The 20,401-nt window shown below is 46.7% G+C and carries 19 protein-coding genes; 3 read left to right on the top strand and 16 right to left on the bottom strand.

Features of this window, described 5'->3' with window-relative positions; translation table 11 throughout:
- Nucleotides 1-2: 2 nt before the first annotated feature.
- The 3 genes from BEL04_RS24715 to BEL04_RS08500 form a co-directional block, all read right to left on the bottom strand.
- Nucleotides 3-1,703 carry a S8 family serine peptidase gene (locus tag BEL04_RS24715; RefSeq protein WP_066002303.1) on the bottom strand — a complete coding sequence of 567 codons (1,701 nt, stop codon included), beginning with the start codon at nt 1,701-1,703 and terminating at the stop codon, nt 3-5.
- A 464-nt stretch (nt 1,704-2,167) separates the two neighbouring features.
- On the bottom strand, nt 2,168-2,464 hold the full coding sequence (locus tag BEL04_RS23990) for a hypothetical protein (RefSeq protein WP_139112962.1): 297 nt from the start codon (nt 2,462-2,464) through the stop codon (nt 2,168-2,170).
- A gap of 642 nt (nt 2,465-3,106) precedes the next feature.
- On the bottom strand, nt 3,107-4,783 hold the full coding sequence (locus BEL04_RS08500; RefSeq protein WP_066002296.1) for a S41 family peptidase: 1,677 nt from the start codon (nt 4,781-4,783) through the stop codon (nt 3,107-3,109).
- A gap of 155 nt (nt 4,784-4,938) precedes the next feature.
- On the opposite strand from BEL04_RS08500, the gene BEL04_RS08495 reads away from it, so the two are divergent.
- Together BEL04_RS08495 and BEL04_RS08490 are read left to right on the top strand one after the other, a co-directional pair.
- Complete coding sequence (locus BEL04_RS08495) at nt 4,939-6,015, top strand: sensor histidine kinase (protein ID WP_066002295.1); 1,077 nt, start codon at nt 4,939-4,941, stop codon at nt 6,013-6,015.
- Nucleotides 6,012-6,710: a LytTR family DNA-binding domain-containing protein gene (locus BEL04_RS08490; RefSeq protein ID WP_066002294.1), complete on the top strand. Its 699-nt coding sequence runs from the start codon at nt 6,012-6,014 to the stop codon at nt 6,708-6,710. The genes BEL04_RS08495 and BEL04_RS08490 overlap by 4 nt, the downstream gene beginning before the upstream one ends.
- 161 nt (nt 6,711-6,871) lie before the next feature.
- Here the strand turns inward: BEL04_RS08490 and BEL04_RS24230 are convergent, their stop codons facing one another.
- Nucleotides 6,872-7,012 carry a hypothetical protein gene (locus BEL04_RS24230; protein WP_175404031.1) on the bottom strand — a complete coding sequence of 47 codons (141 nt, stop codon included), beginning with the start codon at nt 7,010-7,012 and terminating at the stop codon, nt 6,872-6,874.
- A gap of 37 nt (nt 7,013-7,049) precedes the next feature.
- Entirely contained in the window at nt 7,050-7,250 is a 201-nt protein-coding gene (locus tag BEL04_RS23850) for a hypothetical protein (RefSeq protein ID WP_083227819.1), read from the bottom strand.
- Between the two features lie 95 nt (nt 7,251-7,345).
- On the opposite strand from BEL04_RS23850, the gene BEL04_RS08485 reads away from it, so the two are divergent.
- Nucleotides 7,346-7,969: a hypothetical protein gene (locus BEL04_RS08485; RefSeq protein ID WP_066002292.1), complete on the top strand. Its 624-nt coding sequence runs from the start codon at nt 7,346-7,348 to the stop codon at nt 7,967-7,969.
- A 141-nt stretch (nt 7,970-8,110) separates the two neighbouring features.
- Here BEL04_RS08485 and BEL04_RS08480 read toward each other — a convergent pair whose 3' ends face one another.
- The 11 genes from BEL04_RS08480 to BEL04_RS08430 all read right to left on the bottom strand — a co-directional run bounded on the left by BEL04_RS08480 (nt 8,111) and on the right by BEL04_RS08430 (nt 20,398).
- Nucleotides 8,111-10,405 carry a DEAD/DEAH box helicase gene (locus BEL04_RS08480; RefSeq protein WP_066002290.1) on the bottom strand — a complete coding sequence of 765 codons (2,295 nt, stop codon included), beginning with the start codon at nt 10,403-10,405 and terminating at the stop codon, nt 8,111-8,113.
- Nucleotides 10,386-11,156 (bottom strand): hypothetical protein, encoded by a 771-nt coding sequence (locus BEL04_RS08475; RefSeq protein WP_066002289.1) that lies wholly within the window; start codon nt 11,154-11,156, stop codon nt 10,386-10,388. Before BEL04_RS08475 ends, BEL04_RS08480 begins: the two co-directional genes overlap by 20 nt.
- A 62-nt stretch (nt 11,157-11,218) precedes the next feature.
- Complete coding sequence (locus BEL04_RS08470) at nt 11,219-12,391, bottom strand: ComEC/Rec2 family competence protein (protein ID WP_066002288.1); 1,173 nt, start codon at nt 12,389-12,391, stop codon at nt 11,219-11,221.
- A 13-nt stretch (nt 12,392-12,404) separates the two neighbouring features.
- The gene (locus BEL04_RS08465; RefSeq protein WP_139112961.1) at nt 12,405-13,214 is read right to left on the bottom strand and encodes a hypothetical protein; all 810 of its coding nucleotides are present in this window, start codon (nt 13,212-13,214) and stop codon (nt 12,405-12,407) included.
- 82 nt (nt 13,215-13,296) lie between these two features.
- On the bottom strand, nt 13,297-13,698 hold the full coding sequence (locus tag BEL04_RS08460) for a hypothetical protein (RefSeq protein ID WP_066002285.1): 402 nt from the start codon (nt 13,696-13,698) through the stop codon (nt 13,297-13,299).
- 17 nt (nt 13,699-13,715) lie between these two features.
- Nucleotides 13,716-15,275: a DUF6119 family protein gene (locus tag BEL04_RS08455; RefSeq protein ID WP_066002283.1), complete on the bottom strand. Its 1,560-nt coding sequence runs from the start codon at nt 15,273-15,275 to the stop codon at nt 13,716-13,718.
- Nucleotides 15,276-15,356: 81 nt separating this feature from the next.
- Nucleotides 15,357-16,337: a PD-(D/E)XK nuclease family protein gene (locus BEL04_RS08450; protein WP_066002279.1), complete on the bottom strand. Its 981-nt coding sequence runs from the start codon at nt 16,335-16,337 to the stop codon at nt 15,357-15,359.
- Entirely contained in the window at nt 16,316-17,401 is a 1,086-nt protein-coding gene (locus BEL04_RS08445) for a type I restriction endonuclease (protein WP_066002276.1), read from the bottom strand. Before BEL04_RS08445 ends, BEL04_RS08450 begins: the two co-directional genes overlap by 22 nt.
- A 47-nt stretch (nt 17,402-17,448) precedes the next feature.
- A complete protein-coding gene (locus BEL04_RS08440) occupies nt 17,449-18,315 on the bottom strand; it encodes a hypothetical protein (RefSeq protein ID WP_066002275.1) in 867 nt (288 codons plus the stop codon).
- Nucleotides 18,312-19,775 carry a hypothetical protein gene (locus tag BEL04_RS08435; RefSeq protein WP_066002274.1) on the bottom strand — a complete coding sequence of 488 codons (1,464 nt, stop codon included), beginning with the start codon at nt 19,773-19,775 and terminating at the stop codon, nt 18,312-18,314. Before BEL04_RS08435 ends, BEL04_RS08440 begins: the two co-directional genes overlap by 4 nt.
- On the bottom strand, nt 19,775-20,398 hold the full coding sequence (locus BEL04_RS08430; protein ID WP_066002273.1) for a hypothetical protein: 624 nt from the start codon (nt 20,396-20,398) through the stop codon (nt 19,775-19,777). Before BEL04_RS08430 ends, BEL04_RS08435 begins: the two co-directional genes overlap by 1 nt.
- Nucleotides 20,399-20,401: the final 3 nt, after the last annotated feature.

Here is a 20,401-nt window from a genome sequence, read left to right as displayed (position 1 = left end):
ATTTAATGGCGAAGGGAAGCTGTCCTCCCGGAAGAGCGCTGGAGTAAGGTACGAGGTGCGGGCGCTACAAAATTTTTGGCGGCCAACACTGCTTTCAGGGCGTTAACACGTCCGTAACCTGCATCTGCGCACCATCGTTTTGCAAGGTGTTGCCTATTTATCGCGTAGGGATAGCCCCCAATCTCATCCGCCGTAGTATCAAGTATGGCGATCGCTTGCTGCGCAGTCAGCGTTGGGCGCGCCTCTAGCATTAAGGCGACCACACCTGCAACTTGAGGACAGGCGGCAGAAGTTCCACTGAAAGCGGCATTATAGGCTCCTTCCGTTCCGTCTTCCCCCGTGGAGAGCGCGGTTGTCAAGATCATGACACCTGGAGCAAGCAAGCTCAGTTCATTGCCATAATTACTGCCCCATAAATCTTCTCCATCGCAGGAAGTTGCGCCGTTCATGTACCCTGTCTTTCGCGTATCACACATGGTCGATGCGCCCACGGCGATGACACCGGGCAATGTAGCGGGAAAGGATAAAAAAGGTGACCCGGTATTGCCTGCCGAAAAAACAACGATCACGCCGCGGTGAATTGGGGTTGGCTTCATAGCTTCGTTTAGTTCATCTCGGATAGATCCTGTCGATGAACCCCCGCTCCAGGAACAACTGAGGATGTCTGCCTTCCCATATTTTACAGCCCATCGGATGCCATGCGCAACAGAATCATCAATCATGGTTAAAATATCATTGGCGGCATCGCCGTATCCGATCTTGACCGGAACGATCCGGGCATTGTAGGCAACTCCGATCGTGCCAAAATCGTTATTCATCGCTGCAATGATGCCGGCACAGGCCGTACCATGCTTATCGCCGGAATTAGGTGTGGCATCGCCGTTCAAACTTGTCGCATCATGCCCGCTCTCCATATTACCCCGCAAATCGGGATGAACGATATCTATACCGTCATCCAGTACCGCTACCCGCACATTTCTTCCGGTAGCCAGCATCCAGGCATCGGCAACATGCATGTCTGCGTCCGTTCTTGCGCCAGAGACAGCACTGTTGTTCTTGATCCCCCATTGTTGTTGCTGACGGCGGATGAATCCCTGTACCTTTTCAAAACGAATCCAAACGACATCTGCATAATCAAACAATCCGGTCGCATTCAACCCATTGGCGACGTCGACCGCATCTTTGAGATTGGCTTTGGCGATATATAAGGTATACCGGTCTTTTCTCTCCGGATCGGGATTTTGTTTAATGGAATCCGTTTTGATCCCTTTTAATACCTCATTGAAGGCTTTCAGCGTCGTATTTGCTTTCAGCTTTAAGGTAATTCGGTTGGTAATACCTTGTTCGGTCCCGTCAGGATGCACCAATACTGCGCCAACATAAGCGAACGAAGTGTTTTGTTTGATTTTGTTAAAAGACTCCGTGATCATGCTGCGCGTTGCATTCTGAAAGACGCTCAGCCGGCCGACCGAAGGTATCTTGGATTTGGCTACTTTCATGGATGTTGTATCGAAAGTGGCGTTGATCAGGCTTTGGGAAGTGGTGCTCGTTACAGCCTGTCCGTTGGTTAGCCCCAGGACATAACTGCCGTCATGTATCGTAAAAGTAACCTCGCCGTCTGGTGTGGTCACCGTTCTGGTCCGTGTCTGGGCCAGACCATTGATGTTATACAATAAAATAATAAGCAATAACAGTCTTTTCATAAGAGAAATGAATGTCCAGTTAAAAAATTAACACCAAGTATATCGTAGAGTGCGTTATTACACGCTGGGGAAAATCATAAATCCAGAAAAACCGAGGACAATAAACTTGCTGTAAATTGTCATTTTAATATTATTCATGCAGTTTTAATATACTGAATATGAATAAGATGTCTAAGATAAAAAATATTATTTCAAATATCAAAGCAACAATTGTCTTTTTTTAGAACAGCCAATAGGTTATATTGATAAAATGCTGCTGGCGGTTCAAATATTAATTTATGATGAAGTCTATGTCGTCCAATTTCGCACATTACAGCTATGAAAATAGCCCCCTCGATGACTACCGGCAAGTCTCCCTTCACTGCGCCGGCTGGAGCATGCTCAATGCCGAAATCACGGTTTTAATGAAACCGATGAACGCACCAATCTTTTTCGTTATGGACTTATTTTTATTTACAGCTCCATTAAGGCTTTCCGCCACGCGACCCTTTGCCACCGACCGACCTTGTGCTGCCCGACGCTGTGCTTCGCTTCACATAGGTTTTCTTACCATTCTTGTTGATATAATACTTGCCACCTCGCGGGCCGGTTTGTATCGTGGTATTGTAAGTCGTGTTCGGCGTAACTCCTGCCGGATTTGCGGATTCTAAATTTGCATAAAGTTGGTTGTAAAATTTTGCGTTGGCATACGGTATGGGACTGAGATGGGTGTTAACAATCCAATACCAGGTGGGGTCAGTATGGTATCTTGCCCGTATCATACTGTTTTTGGGTTTTCCTCTCAAAGGAAGTAATTATTCTCTGGTGAGTAATGCAAAAGGAATGGTTTCAATAACCAATTTACCATCATCGGTTAAATTCTACATATTGGGGCAATTGGCTTTAACGAAATACAAAATAATTGCCAGAGATAGTGTTACGCTTGGTAGCCAAGTTGTTCAGGATACGTTGATATTGAAATAAACTAATAGGTGACAAAAAAGACAGCTGAAGAAATCATCACGCGTTTCAGCTTTCAAGAAACAGTGCTTCGATCCCTGAAGGACTGTACTAATTTAATTAAACCATATCAGGATAAGTCAGCTGTTTCTGCCCGAGTTCAACCTTAAGCTCAAGCGCCAGAAGGGCTATTACAATGGCAAAAACGGCGTCCGTAAAAAGACCAATCTTTCCAGTTGTAAATTTTTTTCTTCTGTCATTTCGGCGATAGCTGTTTGTTACTGACCGGGCTGTTTCCGCGCGGCGGCGAAGCATCTTGCCACTTAAAAATTAATAGATAATATCTCCAGTTGGCCGCTGCTTGGTTGTTTGCTCGGGCCTATGACCATCCAGATGCGATCATCAAATCTGAAATGGGTCTGGTACAGTTTCCTTACTTTCGTATACCCAACGCCTGATCTTTTTTAAAGCTTACTTTTTACGGCTTCGCGGTAGGCTATTTGCAACATCAGGTCGGGATATTTGGATAATTCATTAACATCCAGCTCGACAGGCATATCGATCTTCACACCCAAACCTTCGGTAAAGTTACCGTTTATGCCCTGCACGCCAACTGCCGTGTAACCGGCTGTTATACCGCCCGGAAACTCCACAAAAGTGACATTACCGGTAGTACCTGCCGTTTGCCTGCCCATAATGATGGTATTTGGCCTTGTACGAAGCTCTGCAGCCGCACTTTCGGCCAAACTCTGCGTAAACTCATTTACCAGGACGATCATCCTGCCGGTATACAAAGGCAGGCTCAAACTATTGCTCTGACCAAAACCGCCGCCTGTATGTTTAGCGAACGACCCGGGGAAGTCTACTATACCGTTACAATCGGTTCCCTGTATTTTGCTTTCTGTAAACAGGCCGTTTTTTACCTGCTGCATTACTTTAAAATCGGGGTAGGCACGCATGTCCCATATCACGGTTTTGGCTTCGTGTATGTCGGCAAAGAGTTTGGTAAGGGTAGCGGGTTGGGTTATTTCGCATATACGCACGTACCATACGCCGTTCCCCATGTCTTCCCATGCTTTTAACGGATGGCCCTGGCGGTATTTGTACAAAGCCGCGCCCGTATACAGCGAAACGTGTTTTTCCATAGTTTCACCCTGTCGTTTAATGCCAATTTGGATTGAAGCGACGGTGTCGATCTTAAAAAGCATTGCGCCGATATTGCGGTAAACGGATAGCTCGTTAGTTCCGGTTGTCAATGGTTTGAGATCATTAATCCGGTCGGCAACAGGTTTACCGTTAATGCCCACAATTTCATCACCTATTTTAAAATTGAGCGCGTTCATCAGCGAATCGTACCGACTTTTGATAATGTAAAACCTGCCATTGATAAAGCTCAGATCAAAAGGCATGTTTAAACGTGTATGTGCCTTGTTCCAGTCTTCCTGTTGGAAAAACGAATGGCTGTCTTTTAAACGAGCGGTAAGTTTTAAAAAGGCGAGCTGGTACTCTTCGGCATTGCTTGCCGCAACAAATTGCGGAATACAGTCGGCAAGTACCTTATCCCAACCGGGCGCATTGATCTTTTTGTGCGGATAAAAATAGTTGATAATGTTCCAGTAGCGGAATAATGCCAGCAGGCGGTGCTCTTCATCGGGGCAGGCCGGCTTGTTAAAAGGATCCTCGGTATGCCGGATGTAGTCTAAATGATACTTGCCCGACCAATCGGTTATATATTTGCTCGCCCCGGGCAGGTGATATTGATAAAGGCGGATAAACTCATCCTGCAAAGCCTGGCTTACGCCGAAACTTTTGATATCCTGCTCATCGAACACCCGCATGATGGTATCACTTTGCAATTGCGTTGTGGTTGCCGATAGTTTTGCTTTGGGCAGATGATTATACCAACTGTTGAGCAGTTGATTAAAAGCCTCGTCAGTAGCTGTAGATTTAACCATGGGTATCATCTTACATAATTCCTTATCCCAGTTCGGGTTGCCTTTCGCAGCTTCGGGGTGATAGTACTTTAAAAAGCCCCATACCTTGGCATAGGCCGATAAATTTTTTACCTGCTGTGCAGTTTGCGCTTGCAGCATTGTGATGCTCAATACAACGGCGTTGAAGAGGGCGGCGATCTTTTTCATGCTGCAAAAATGCAAGTGCCTGTTTGCTATCTACATTTAATTAGATGAACGTTGCCGTACGCCCGGTAAACGGGCCAAATAAATTTCGGCGAAGAAAAACAGCAGTTCATCGAAAAATACAAGCGGGATAAGTCAATAATATGGTACTTTGGGGTATGGGTATTCATTTCTCATCATTGAGCTATAAACAAAAGGCATTGCTAACCGAGGCGCTGTATCTTTTTGTGGTATGTATCCTTATCCCTCTGTTTATCGGTTTGCAGATATTCGATAAATTTAGCTGGACTATCGGCCTGGTGATCGTAACAGCATTCAGCCTGCCTTCCATCATCTTGTTTTACCGGTGGGTATTGCCGGTGATATTTGATAAAAAGCGATACTGGCTTTCGCTGATTTTATTCCCGGCCTATATTGTTATTTACGAACTGAATGAACGCCTGGCCGCTATCGCGGTCATCCACATGCCTTTTATCCCGGCTCAATACCGGCATAACCTGCAAATGGCAAGCCCGACAACTTTCAGCGGACATTGGCTGAATCAAACAGTAAGCTATACCTGTTTAATGTTGCTGGCCAACACTTCGTTATATGTGGTTTTACGCCTGTTCAAAAATCAGCACAAGTTGTATACACTCGAAAATGACAAGCTTAAGCTGGAACTAACGCATCTTAAACTACAGGTGCAGCCGCACTTCTTTTTCAACACCCTCAATAACCTGTATTCGCTTAGCGTGCAGGGCTCGCCAAAAACATCGCCTATGATCGCCGATCTTTCGGCCATTATGCGCTACGTGTTATACGAAAGCCAACAGGAGCAGGTATTGCTGCAAAAAGAAGTGGATTTTATGAAAAGCTATATCGAGCTGGAAAGGATACGGCACGATAACCCCGAAATTATCGATTTTGCTATTCAGGGCGACACCTCGCACATCCTGATCGAACCTTTACTGTTTTTACCGCTGATAGAGAATGCCTTTAAACATTCGCTGGCGAAAGATATCCCCGGTAAATATGTAAAAGTGGTGCTGGCAGCTGATGATGACGAATTGATCTTCCAGATTACAAACCCGGTTCTGCAATCACAATCTACCGTAGTTGTTCCCGAAACAGGCGGTATCGGTTTAAAAAATGTGAAAAAGCGGATAGAGCTGCTTTACCCTGGCAGGCACCAGTTTGATATCAGTACCGACGAAGAAACATTTACTGTAACTTTAACCATCAAACTTAAATGATCAATTGTATCGTCATAGATGATGAGCCGCTTGCCCGGCAACTGTTACAAGGATATATGGAGCAATTGCCCGATATAACCTGTGTTGCAGCCTGTCAAAGCGCTATCGAGGCTTTTAAAATATTGCACGAGCAGCCGGTTGATGTGATGTTCCTCGATATCCAGATGCCGGGTATTACAGGTCTTAGCTTCTTAAAATCACTTAAAAATCCACCGAAGGTAATATTTACTACGGCTTATGCCGATCATGCCGTCGAGGCTTTTGAACTGGAAGCGCTGGACTACTTACTAAAGCCCATTACTTTCGAAAGATTCTTGAAATCAGTACAAAAAGCTGTGCCGCAAAAAGAAGGACAGGAGATATCTTCGTCCAGGCAGGATGAAAACCCCTACCTGTTTTTAAAGGTAAACAAACGGCTGGTCAAGGTGGGCCATGCAGATATCATCTATGTTGAAGCGCTCGGCGATTACCTGAAAATATTCACGCCAACACAAACTCTCGTTACTTATATGACGCTCAATAAGCTGGAAGCCTTGCTACCCGCAGCTAAGTTTGCACGCATTCACCGGTCGACGATCATTAACCTCGATCATATTCAATTTATCGAGGGAAATTTTGTGCGGTTAGATGGCAAGGACCTCACTATCGGGCTCACCTATAAGGATAACCTGGCTCAAAAGCTGCAGGGAATCTGACTTGGCCACCCGTCAACGGCCGGATCTCCGATGAAGGGATGCCAATGCCAGGAACTTCCAGAAAAGACCCGCGAGTTTCTTTCAGCCAATCGGGGTGCATCAATATGTCACCACTTGCCTTGCACACAGTTATGCAACGGGAAGCTTTCCCGAGAGCATCCTTATTTTTTGGGCTTGGGTTGATGGGGTTTCAGGTCGGGATGCTTTGGCTTATTTGGCGGGTCTACCCGCTGCCTTCTGTCGTCTTTCCCGTCTTCCTTTTGACGTTTTGGTCCTGGTTTGATTGCTGAAATTTGATTCATCGTATTAAAGAATTTGATTTAGTATGGATATTGATCATTATCGTTTGTGCCGCCCGTAATGGTTACTGGTCCTGCTGTTCCGGTAATGCCCCCCTTTATGGGAGCTGCCCCGGCTGCCCGAATAATGTCCCCCATGGCTGCTGGTATGGCGGCTGCCTGAATAACGGGTTCTTTGCGCGAATGCTGCGGAGATGCACAGCATCGCCATAAAGCAGCAAAAAAATAATTTAGTTTTCATGTTGATTCGTTTGATGGTTTAATAACCAAATTTAAACAGTAAGGAAGATCTAATTTTACGGGAAACCGTATGCTGAATCGCCGTATATTTAGGCGATGATAAAAAAATATATACTTTTCGGGGCGTTCTTGTGGTCCTTTGCCTGTGCGCAGGCGCAGGAAGTGATTATTCACGTGAGTCAGGGTTACCTCGATACGCTGTATCATAAATACCCCGTCAAACCTTTTGTCCATCCGGGTTTCAGCAACTGTTTTGAGTGGGATACGCCCTATTTCCAGTCCATCGCCGATGTGAAACAGCATCAGGCGCTTGTCGTGCATGGCGTTTACACCAGGCAAATGGCTAAAACGGCAGACTCTTTGAATTTTGCGCGCAAGGGTCAGATGGCAGCCTGGAGGCATTTGCCGGATATGCCCAACGAAGATGGGGTTTACAGGGCTGCTAACCAGGACCGGACCGGGACCTCAAAAATGGATAAGGGGCACTTTTCGGCCTGGAAATTGAATGCTTATAACCAGGACGCGGCATTGTTGTCAGATACCTATACCTTCAATGCGGCTTTTGAGATGGCTGCACAGAACATCGGGACCGAGCTGGGGATCGAGTACTTGCAGCGTTTCCTGGTCGGCGAGGTCAAGGGCCGCCATCGCCCTGCGGGCTTACCGCTTTATAAGCGGGTCGAGTATTGGAAAGGAGCCTGGCCCCTGCTTGTCCGATAAACTACTCACCTGTTATGACCTCCGGATCATACGAAATGTAAAATGATCGATAGATTTTATATACGACAAAGAGCTTCGATTTCTCTATAATTATTATTAGGGCACTTCTTATGAAATGTTCCACTTTATAAAACTGCTGTTTTAAATATTGGGTAAATACCACTCAACAACATTTTTGATAATCACTGGGGCATTAGCGATCTCTGTTGAGAACACAATATTATCTTCGTCGATTAAATCGACATAACGCGCAATATCGTAAATTAGTTCAGGGGGGAAACCATATCTTAATAAAAGAATATATACATCGTTATTTGTATTGTACCTTAATAGTTCGATTAATCTAGCGGCTCTATTATCATTAGTTTGTTGCCGGTATATCATAAACGCTGCAATTAACACATCCGATAGCGAGAATGATATCACTTGATCCATGTAATCATAGGTGTCGTAAATAATGGAATCATAACTCACTGCCCTATTAGGGGTTTGTAGGCCAAATAAGCTAAAACTATTTTTTAAGCTGCTGTTTGGTAACTTTTCAGCGGGCTGGCTGAAATTCGCAAACGGGATACCCGGATTATCCCGATTAGTGATAGAGCTATACCTCAGTCCTACGATTTCACTGAATGACCGGCCCTGAGCGGCATGGAAAAAAATATCTATAGCTTGGTTAAAAACCTTTTCCTCCCCTTCATATAAAATCCGCCCAAGCGAGGCTTCATAAATGGTTTGCAATAATCTTTTTGCGTTATCCCGGTAGCTTTTATTGGCTGCGCCGCCTATGCTCAGTCTTAAGTCGGACGGAATTCTGTAAAATATGTCCAAAAAGCGCATAGCAGCATCGATAACGATTGGCTGAGACAGACGTTCAACTTTCGACAAAGGAATATTCGTTGCATCATCGAAGGTATCATTTTGTATGGCTTCGATCAGCTCTCTTTGGTCATTTTCATCGTCCCCCGTCACCACTGATTCCAGAATCGATTGCGGTGTAAGGATAAATTGAGTTTTAATTCTGGTCGAGAAAAGTTTTGCCTTACTGGTAAAAACATAACCATAGTCAAATATTTTTTCCGGCGTCAATCTGCCTGCCCGGCCTATTAAGTTCTTAAATGCCAAAGCACGCTCGCTTTCAGTACCGTCAAACCTGTTATTTTTTAGCCAAACTATGTCGAACGGCATATTTATTCCCTGAGCAAGCGTGCTGGTCGCAAAACAAAGCGAAGAATACTTATTTCGAATAAAATCTTCTATCAGAAATCTGACTTCCAAAGGGATCGAACCATGATGAATGACAACCCCTTTTTTTAAGAGATTAACCAAATTTGATACATGTTCCGAAGTGTTTGCACCCACAATGCGGCGTATGTTTTCAATGATCTCCAATGCACCCTGATCATTGAGTTCCGGTAAACCGGCGATATAAGCGTCAAATCCTTCTATAAAAGAACCATTATAAATGGAGTTTTTTGAGACATATATCAAAATGGAATGTTCACCATTTAATGCAAATTCAGCGAAACTATGTTCTAATTCGATGCAATTTTTTTTAAGATGCCCATTGTCCTGATAAGGGGAGAAGTAATAAAATTTTTCCTTGTCCTTAAAAACACATATTTTTCCCACGGCACCCTGGGTATACGAATGACTGAAACTGACCTCCTGATTTTCCGGTAGCCGGTGTTTAGTAAATTGCGCTCCGGGGTTTTCGATAAAAGGATGGGCGAAAATGATCTTCGCTGCTGGGTAGTGTTTATTAGCCCTTCTTACGGAAACGTCAAAAATTACCCCTCTGCCCTTTTCTTCAGACATTTGGGCTTCATCAAAGAAAAAAACTTCAATGGGCAATTGGTCCCTGTATTTATAAAGTTCTTTAGTTCGTTCCGGAGTTAGCACGAAAATTCTTCTTAAGGGCCGTGTTTTATAGACAAGATCAACAAAGGTTGTGATCATCACGTCTTTATTTCCCGCGAACTTCCGACGCATCGCATTCATATATTCTGCGATTAGTGCCCTGGACGGTACAACGACCACCGCATCTCCCTTTTGTTCAGCTATAAAATCCCGTATGGAGTAAGATTTACCAGCGCTTGTCGGGGCCGATATAGAAATATATTGATTGTCATCGATCGCCCGGCGGATACTTGCCTGGACAGGGGTAAGAAAAGCGCCATGTTCTTCCTTATGCTGGTCACCGAAACCTTGCATCAAAAAAGAATACAAATTACCCGGATCTCCCACCTTGTAAAAAAGTCCAAGTGCCGAGATGATTTTTTCCTCGAACTTCTCAAAAACAGCTGGAAAAAACTTCTTGAAATAACTTAGGTTTTCCAGCAGGGCCGGATCTTTCGGACCTTCACGATGAAGCGTCCCCAATAGGATAGCCAGATCATTTGCGGGGTCCGCTGAATTTTTAATTTCCGTCAGATTCATGGCTTACCCCCACAATGTAAATATTCTTTGCGCCCTTTAAATTTTCGTAAGTCTGCGCTTGTTCTAACGCATTCTTAAGCACCAGCAATGGGTTCGAGGCATTAATCGAAAAAGCCAGTACTACGCCATACTGATCATTATCTAAGTTTAATGCCGCTTTCTCTCCAGCTAAAGAGCCAAGGTGAACATTATCCATCAAATGCTTGGAAGCACCGATAAACCCGTCCGCTTGCCCTCCGGCTCCCGAGCTATCTCCCGAATTACCCCCGTAAGGTGACGCCGTTGACGAAAATTTCGCTTCGCCAAAATTTATAATTTCGCTTGGGCACACGGTATGGAAATCAAAGCCTTCGTTCTGTGATAAATTAGGTTTCCAAAGCTCCGCCAGCGGAATACACCGATGCTGAAAAACTATTTCGAGGGCTTTCGAAGCGCCCATAGAAACCATTAATTCTCCAAATTCGCTAGTAACCCGATTATCGAAAGTCGTCACCTTGAAGACTTCTACCAGTTTTTTCGCCGTTTTGAGGGCCGTGGTTTCATAGGCGCGCCTGGCTCTATGATCCAGGTCCAAAATCCAGTTATGATCGACCACCGTTTGGGAAAGTTCAAAAGCGACTTTCTCTAAATCCGCTATTTGAGCATGACAAATAAATATTTTTTCTAAAGCTGTAATATTTACTACTTCATTAAAAGTGGAGCCCCATGTTGCGTAGGGGAAACTTGCACCATATGATAAGCTATTAGGCATTATTTTTCGAAGAATTTATTTGCTATCTCAAGTTACTAAATTTACAATAGAATAAATCATTCCTATTTACCATGGCACTGAAACCCCGCCAATAACGTCATCCGTGCCCCTGCATCATCCACCCGGTACACCTGGAAAGCGCTTTTGTTGGCGAGGTTGGCAGTGGGGACTTTGATGAGATAACTCGATTTTTGTCCTGCCATGGCGTTTCCGTAGCTATAGCTGGTCTGCGGACGGTGGCTGAACAGACTGTCGGCGGTGCTTTTGGAGGGGGTATGGGCGAAGTCGTACAGGTTGGTGAAATAAACACCGCGGTTACCGGATAGGGCTGAAACTTGGGCGAGGCGGTCGAGGTAGGCTGGGCTCGGCAGGTGCCATGAGGGTTGCTTACCCGCGGAGGTGATGGTGATGGCGGGGCTAAGGCTATTCATGAAGGCCTGGTTGTTGCTGTGCTCGCTGCCGTGATGATCGGCTTTGAAGCCGCAAAGGTGCCCTGAGGCGCTCGTGGTATGGTTCCAGGACCAGGCCACGGGGAATTCTTTGGTAAAATCGGAGATCAGCGCGGTTTCCTGGTCGATGTATTCGCTTTCGGTCTTACCCCCGAGATCGCCGCCGATAAAATAGCGGAACTGCCCGCAGGTGAGTACGAAGGCCAGCGTAAAATTATTGGCATTGCTCTTTTGCGGTTTGGGGTCGGGAGTGATCCCTTGTCCGTTCAGCGTATTTCCCCAGCCCGCGACACATTCCAGCACGACCGGCAAGCCTCCGGCGGTGCCCAGTGTCAGTTTATGACCGATGCTGGTTTTGGCGGTGCCGAAAGACACAAAGTTGCGGCTATGGTGCTGTGTCTTGACTACATCCAGCCAGGGCGTAGCCACCTCCATCGCGGCCGGCCCCCCCTCGGCACCCGGGTCGATCACCGAATCCGCCGTTAAGCGGCCGTCTTTTAGGGCCAGCAGGCCATTGTAATGGTCTTTATGGTAATGCGTGAGCACGACATAGTTCACATGGGTAGCCATGACCGTTCTTAAATAAGGTAAGAGCAGGTCATTGGGATTGGATGCCCCGCCATCGATCAGGATGGTGCTTTTGTAATGATGCGTGGCCACATCATAGATACCGATCAGTGTCGCGTCCCCGTCCTCCACATTGATATGATGGATACGCAACTCCTCCTGGGCCAGTACCCGCAGGCACAACGTAAGAGCGATCAAAACAACTGTTATTTTTTTCATCGGGTTTAATTTATTAGTCGGCGATCACATCTAATTTCCCCATCGTATTGAGAATAATCCGGTAGCGTCTGCCGGCCTGAATCGGGTAAGTCACGAAGTTGAACAAACCGTTCACGACCCGGATGTACAATTGCGTTTGGTTCAGGTCCAAGTGCTGAACGTCCCCGGTCATCATACTGTAGCGCTGCCAGTTCAGCTTGTCTGCGCTGATCAAATAGTTCACGCCTTGGTTAGTACCGTTGGTGATCGTATAGCCGGTTGTTGCTATCGCCTGACGGGTCGTATCAACCATAGCTACCACCTCCAGGTGTACATTCACCGGCGCCGCCAGGTTATTATTACGGAAGCCGAAATAGACACCCGTTCCAAGGCATTGGCTGGTCGCAAAACAGGTGTTGATCACCCCCATGCTCGACCAGCAAACCCTCCAGCTATTATCTTGTTTACGTAGAAAATAATTGGCATCAGCGACATTACTGAAAGCAAAAAGATCCACCGCGCCCCCGTCACTATAATTCAGCGCAAATTGCAGCAAGGTGGCTTCCATCACCACTTGTTTTGGCGCAACAGTTTTAAGTAAGCTGATCAACTTATCACCCTGACCGGTATTTCCTTTCGCTGCGCTCACCCGGTAAATATAACCAATCGCCCTTGCCGGCAACGGTACGGGGATGACGTTCCGTGTATTGCTGTTCGAATTCACAAACATATTGCCAGAAGAATGCACGACGAACGACTGATCAATTACGTTTACGTATTCCTGAGCGGGGCAATCCAGCACGAGGAACAAAGCTATGATCAACAATACTAATTTGGATTTCATAACGGCTTAGGTTTAACGAATATACTATTATTCAACTAATTAGATCGTTAGAATCTCAGGCTCTTCGCATTAAACTGATTTATTACTTCGGAGTTGCAGTAACACCTGTAAATAGAGAAGGATGCTTTTTTTCGCGCACTGGCGATAAGAAAAAATCTTTCGAGTTCAATATATTTCCAGCTATTTCTAATTCAATATAGTTGCTTACTGCGTGCGCTTTCGAAATAAAAAAATCATTTACCTTTTGATTTACGGGATTGTATGTGATCTCTAAAGTAAAATCTCCTTTTTCAAAAAAAGCGTCCCCCGTCGCACCGGCCTGAATCTGATAATTCGTTGGTATAACATTATACTTAGGTTGACCTAATATTTTTTTGATCTGTGTCATACTTTTTCCTTTAAGCCGGGGAATATCAAAAATAACAGGCTGACGCTGCAATGCTCCGAATACCAAGCTAAGGGCAATAAAAAAAAGTTGTTTCATTTATATATACTTCTAAGTTATTGTTTTTCGACCCATTCCAATCTAAACCGATAACCCATACTTTTTATTTTTTGATACGTATCAAAAAGAATGATCTTACTAAAGAAAGGGAGATTAAAATTCGGCCCCTTTCGCAATATCCGGAAAACGACGGTGATTTCGGATACGTCAATTTTTTTGAGGTGTAATGCCGACTTGATCGTTTTATTGGTTAGCTTTTTATCGAGGCTCATTCTGAAATCCTTCTCCATACTTAACAAGCGCGCCGACACCAACCCCTGGTTGAATAAATGGCTTAACTTACTTGAACTGGCGCCGTCTTTAACATGGACGATTTCTCCCGCGTCATTCACAATGTCTCCATACTCAACCGCATTAGATGTCCCGCCTGAACCATAATACAAGTCTCTGTCCAGGACTTGCAAGTTCGGGCCTGAAATAGTAGCAAGATAATTGGGTTCATTCTGTTCTAAGGTTACGCCCGTTTGAAGATATTCTGCACTGCGCAATAATTGATCGAAGAAATGATTGACCTTTTCGTAATGTGTTTTTGCTAATTGAAACCACTGACCGTGTGATAAGATATAAAAGTGACCATTGTCTTCAATTTCTGTCGTTATACACTTATAAAGGGTAAAGCTTTGGAATATCTTTTCATGACCGTTATAAAGTTGAATACGGATGTCTTCGGTGTCATGAATCAATTGCTGATGATATACCCTATAGTCCTTAACGAAAGAGTCGAAATCAATTAGCTCATATTCAGTAATAGAACCATATCCGTTAAATCTAAAGTGATCCAAATTATCCATATCGATAACGGTAGGAAAAGACAGTACGATTTCGTTACCCTGGCCACCAGCGATATGATCATCGATATGCTGGTTCATTGCTAAATTCAAATGATTGATAAGTTGTTCATCTTTTATCGGGGATATAAAGTCAATCCATGCAAAACTGGTCTTGTAGGTTTGCCCTTCGTATTGTGCCATAATTTCTTGGCCCTTTTTTACCAGAGAGGATCCTTCCAGATCGACGGTGAGGTGAAGACTTTCACCGCCACTTAAGGTTTTGGCGAAATTCTTATCTGATGATAATCCTGATATGTGGCTCACCAGGTCCTGCATGATATCAATATCGAATTCTCCGACGCTACCCTGGGTACCTAATTGTACCCGGCGATTTTTAGCTTTATAGTCCAGGCTGTGGGAATCAACACTTTTAAGACCATCACTGTAGACAGAATTTAAAACCACTTTCAATCCAAAATCCCATTCTGTGAAACCAATTTGAACACTTAAAAAGCCATAGCCGAAAACATAGATCAGCTGCCGCTGTTTTGTCGTTGGTACGAATAGAACCGCTGCTGCGCCTTGATTATTCAATTCAAGTGTTTCATCCATACCTTCTTCGAGGAATTTTTTCCAGGCCGGCTCACCGTCATAAGATTGCCCATAATAGAGCTCTGAACCGTTTATGCCGTTCCAATTCTCTATAGGACCAGTAAGCCCATGATTCTTTTTTAACAACTGCGTGGTTGTTCTACCGGGTTTCCCTAATCTGACGGTTAGTTTCATAGCTATTGATGGCTGATTATGCGATACCAAAAGTAATCAGCTATAAAAGATCTTTCTTACGGTTTCCCGTAGCACCTGGAGTTACACTGTATTGTCTTCAAGAACTTTTGCGATTTCCTTAAGTACCGGGTTTAAAAACTTAAAAATATCTGCGATATGCATACAATCTTCCATTGTTTGCAATGGCGGCTTATAAATGGCGATCTTATGGTATTTGCTGCTTTTGCTTTCAAAGCACCAGGGCAGATTAAATTTATCCCGGCGTTTCAGTTCTTTAATGACCCGGTCTTTTAATTGGTTTTTGATATGATTGGGCGCACCGTCACCATAGATGCGGATCATCAGTTGCAGATCAAGCATTTCCTGATAGATCTGCAACTCGTGGCCTTTATAAGTGAATTTGGTCCAGGAATTGGCGTCATTCAGGATATACGCTGCGCCTCCCGCATTATTGACAGAATAAATATAAAAGCACTCGTCCAGCAAATACCGTTTGATCTTACTGTAGGCCGAATAAGCCCGGAAGTGCGGGTTCGCATAGGGATCCAGCCAGGCGCCGTCAAGATAAGCGGCTTGTTTGCTAAGCGCATCCCGGTAATTGGCAGCGATGATGCTAACGGGCAAAGCGGGATCATTGCGCACAATAAAGGTATCGAGTACACCGATCAATTGTTGGTAGCCGATCTTGCAGCTGTGGTCATAGGCGCGCTCCGCGAGCTCATCATAGTCCTGGTCACGGTGGAACTGCAGGTCGGTCGTGCCGAGCAGGATATGCATGCCGGGGCATCGCTGGCTCTCCAGGTGCTTGGCTTGTCTTTCCAGCTGGACATCGGATAAGCCTGACCACATTTTGAGTTCGATCAGGCAAACGTACTTTTTATCGTTATCAAGGATGCCGATATCAAAAAGACCGCCCAGCGGTTCCAACTGGACCTGATAACGGTCAGGCTCCATTCCCGTCATCACTTTCAGAAATAAAGGATCGTTGAACAAGCATTGCAGGATGAGCTGGTGTGTGCGTTCGAAATCCAGAGAAGTGCCTAAAAAATGCTTGAAGGGCATGAGTTTATGCTTTTATTTTTTTCAATACGTGCGACTACAGCTAACAGTGCGTCGGTATGTTTGTAGATCTCGTCCAGGGACTGGATATCGTAGCGAACCTCTTTTTTGGCTTCGTCTAAGATGGCCATGTGTTTTTTGGAGCCGTCCAGGTACAGGCGGCAGACGGTCTTGCGGTTGTTATCGTCCAGCAGGATCGAGAAATAGGATTGGGTATCGCGGTAAGTGATCCGTTTGGCGTCGACGTGCTGGCGGAGCAGGGCCTTGATGATATAGAAGCCTTCGAGCTCTTCTTCGGTGGTCACGATCTTGGGTGCGGGTTCTGCAGTGACGAGTTCTTCGGGCTCGTGTTGTTTTTCCTGGTTCAGGGCGGATTTGAGCCTTTCGCTGATGGCATCGCTGATCAATAGGCTGAACGAGCGCTTGATGATGGGCGCGAATTGTTCTTTGACTTTGGCGGTGAGTACGCCGGGGTAGACCTGCCGGGTGAAAAAGGACACGAAGGTTTCCGAAGGATTGACGACTTCCTGGGTGATCAGGTTCTTCAGTTCGTTGAGGTATTTCAGCTCGCTGGCCGTATTGGTGATACTTTCGATATCAAAATAGGACTTGTGGAACTTTTTGAGCTCGACGATCTCGGCTTCTTTGATCTCGGTAATGTTGAACTCGAAGAAGGGCGTGCTGTCCATCTTGTTCTTTTCATCGAGATCGGTATAGAAACGGTAATTGAGCCCGTTGCTCAGCAGGCCGAACTTCGCTTTGGTAGTATGGAAATAACGGAACAATTGTGAATTATGCGGGTCCAGTTTTTCCAGGTGGTGCTTGCATTCGATCAGGATGGTCGGCTCACCTTCTTTCATGATGGCGTAATCGACCTTTTCTCCCTTTTTGATACCGATATCCGCGACAAATTCGGGATTGACCTCGAAAGGATTGAAGACATCATAGCCCAATACCTGGATAAAGGGCATGATCAGCGCGTTCTTGGTCGCTTCCTCGGTTTGTAATTGCGGCAACAACTTTTCTACCCGCGCCGCCAGTTGTAATATTTGATCTTTAAAATCCATAACCAAAATTATATCGACTACGCCAGCTTTTTTTACGGGAACCCGTATCAGTCGATCTCTACGACCAGTTCTCCCTCGCAAAGCGTTTTTGTATAAGGATCTTCCGCGGACTTACCCGTACCGCTCTTACTTTCATAATAGTATTGCAGGCTATTGGCATGTCCTGGTAGCGGGAACTGGCCCTGTTGCTGGATGAATTTGGATTTCCAGGCGCTCCAGGGGCCGCCACTGCGGCGCCGGGTGCGGTAATACAGGGTCACGCTATCGGAACGGCTGTTGATGCTTAATTCGGCGAGTCGGCCAGTGCAACTGGTATCCGTTAGTTGATGTTTTCTTCGTATATGCACGACCGGCGTGGTATCAGCTACTTTAACGGCCGTCGTATCCGGCGCTGGAGGCAAGGGCCTTGGCACGATGCTGCCCATCGGATCGCTGAAGGCTTGCAGGAGTACCAGGCCCAGGACGAATGGCGCGGCCGCAGGTAGGCACCAGCGCAGCGGGATATGGTATTTGCGCCGGATGACCAGGCTGCCGAGCGCCAGGCCGAAGAAAAGGCCACCCAGGATCCAGCAGAGTACCGGGTAGGCGCTGCCGCCCAGGAGATGATCGCCCCAGGTAAAAAAATTGATCGCGCCTGCGCTGACGGTCGGGTAAGCGCCGAAAATGAGCACGACGCCGAAGATCAGGGCGACGATCCATATCTGTTGGGCTGTCACCTCCGGGGCCTTTGTTGGTACGGATACTTTCGGCAGCATACGGGGCAAGGCAGGACGCTTGTTTCTTTTGAGTAACACGTAGGCCCGCCAGATGATGAGCACAGTGAAGATAAAATTCATCAGCCCGCCAAAATCGATGCTGTAGACCAGGACGGCCACGGCGGTGGCGACCAATACGATCCGTAGGTTTCTTCTCATAGCTTTTCCACCTTTCTGATCGCTAAGACCGACAGGATCAGGGCCGTCAGCATGGCGACGAAAACCCAGTAAAATGATAGGTAGTTATCCGGCAGGGAGCGGGTGATCTCGGTCCTGATCAGCACAGGAGACAGGCTTCCCACTTGCCCGGTATTAAGGGTCAGCAGCCAACGGAACAGGCCAAAAAAAGCCGCGCCGAAAGCGCTGTATTTAAGCAGGTATAAGCGGAAGCTCCGTAAAGGGAAGACGCAGAGTACCCGTACGGGTATCTCCTGTATGTGTTCACCGGTGATGATCCGGATGACCGAGTGGTACTCGGTGTTTTTCTGTAGTTGTTGCGGATCGACGGATAGGATCAACGTTTCTTCGGTACGCCCGTCCAGATCGAATAGGATCACCTCTGTTTGATTAAGGCTGATACCCGCGTGGGCGGGCGATAGTTCGAGCTTTGCCCGGACAAATCCCAGGGCGGTTGCTCGCAACGGAATGATGACTTCCAGTATCTTGGTGGCCGGAATATCGGGCAAATCGATCTCTTTTTGTGTGCTTTCGATCCGGGGCCGATCCAATTCAGCAGCGATCACGTAGAGCAGTTCCTGTACCAGCGCATAGCCCCGGTGTTCATCATCAGGCATCGTAACGCTTTCCCAGGCCGTCCGCCAGTCCGCGTGCCCCCGGGCATCGCACCAGGTAAACAGGCTGCCGTTATCCGCGGATTTGAGCAGTTCCACCCAGAAATCCAGGTCCTGCTGCGCCCTGGTCACCAGATCTTCGGGCGTATCGAATGTTTCCTTACCGACATAAAAAGGGAAATTCGGGTCCAGCGCGTAAATAAAACGCAGGAAATTGATGGGCGAAGGCTCCGGGGGTAGTTCCGTCCAGGTCTGGAGCAGACCCTGGCGGTATTCTTTATAGATGCGGTTCATCAGCGACCGGCGCTCAAAGCCTGCTTTCAGGAGTGCCCGCGGGTCGGTGAACAGTTCCCCGTCGATGCGGTACGGTAAAGCCGGGTTCAGGGCATAACAAAGCTTCAAGTAGCGCTTTTCCGCGTCCTTTTCGGAGCGGTATAGTTGAACAAGTGCAATAGCCCTGTCCGCATCTTGCAGCGCATCAGCATGAGCCTTTAAAAGCGTCGCATCTTCGAAATAAACCTGCGCGCGTTCGGGCTCTTCAAAGAGTAGCGTGCCCAGGCGTTTGAGGCTATGCAGGGTGATGCCGAATAAGGTGACAAAGGTGCCTTTGCGGTTGGGCGGGTCGGGATCTTCTTCGGGACTGGGCAGGGCTTCCCGGAAAGCGACCTTGAGGATCTTTTTATAAAAATCATCTTCGCTGATACCATATTGCAGGCATTGCGGCATAAAATGCCCATAGATCGCTTCACGGACGCGCTCCTCTGCCTTTAGGGTCTTCAGGTGCTCGCGGACCTGGTCGGTCAATGTATCCTGGATCGCAGCTTCCATTACCTGAATTCGATCTGTGCTTTTTGCTGAATGATCCAGTCGCCTGCCGAGCGTTGTAACGTGCCTTCACTCCGCAGGATGATCCGGCAGCCCTTGTACGGCGTACCGAGCAATTCACAGGCCTTGCCCAGCGTATAATCGGGTTCGGCCAGGGCGTAGCGCTGTGCGCTCGGGTCCTCCGAAATACGGTAGGTGCCGGTATCGCCCGTGATATGGATCTCGTAGACCTGCTCGCCGTTCTGCGTAACAGAGAGCAGGCTGGCGCTGAAGCCATTGTCCAGGTTGGCCAGCTTGGCAAAAAACGTGGTCTGTGCTTCCTCCTCCTGATGGTCCGGTTCAGGCTCCGCCGTTCGGCGTTCAAAATCGTCCCAGACATGTTCTCGCTGTAGGGGTTGCTCCATCTGTTTAAAGCGTTCTTCCAGGTTTCGCACCTTGACGGCCAGTTCCCTCAGGTCGCGTTCGTTTGCTTTATATTGGAGTTCTTCCCGCCAGTCCTTGGAATCGTGTCGCGATCTTTCTACCGGGGCCGGCCGCCGGCGAAAAAGCGCGCATAATAAGGCGGTAACGCTGATCAGCAGCGCCAGGTAAATCAGCCAGTGGCTATCTTCTGTTAGGTATTGCATAGG

The sequence above is a fragment of the Mucilaginibacter sp. PPCGB 2223 genome, assembly GCF_001705515.1.
Classification (GTDB): Bacteria; Bacteroidota; Bacteroidia; order Sphingobacteriales; family Sphingobacteriaceae; genus Mucilaginibacter.
Note: the sequence above shows the minus strand (reverse complement) of the source record. Positions and strands in the feature narration are given on the sequence as shown.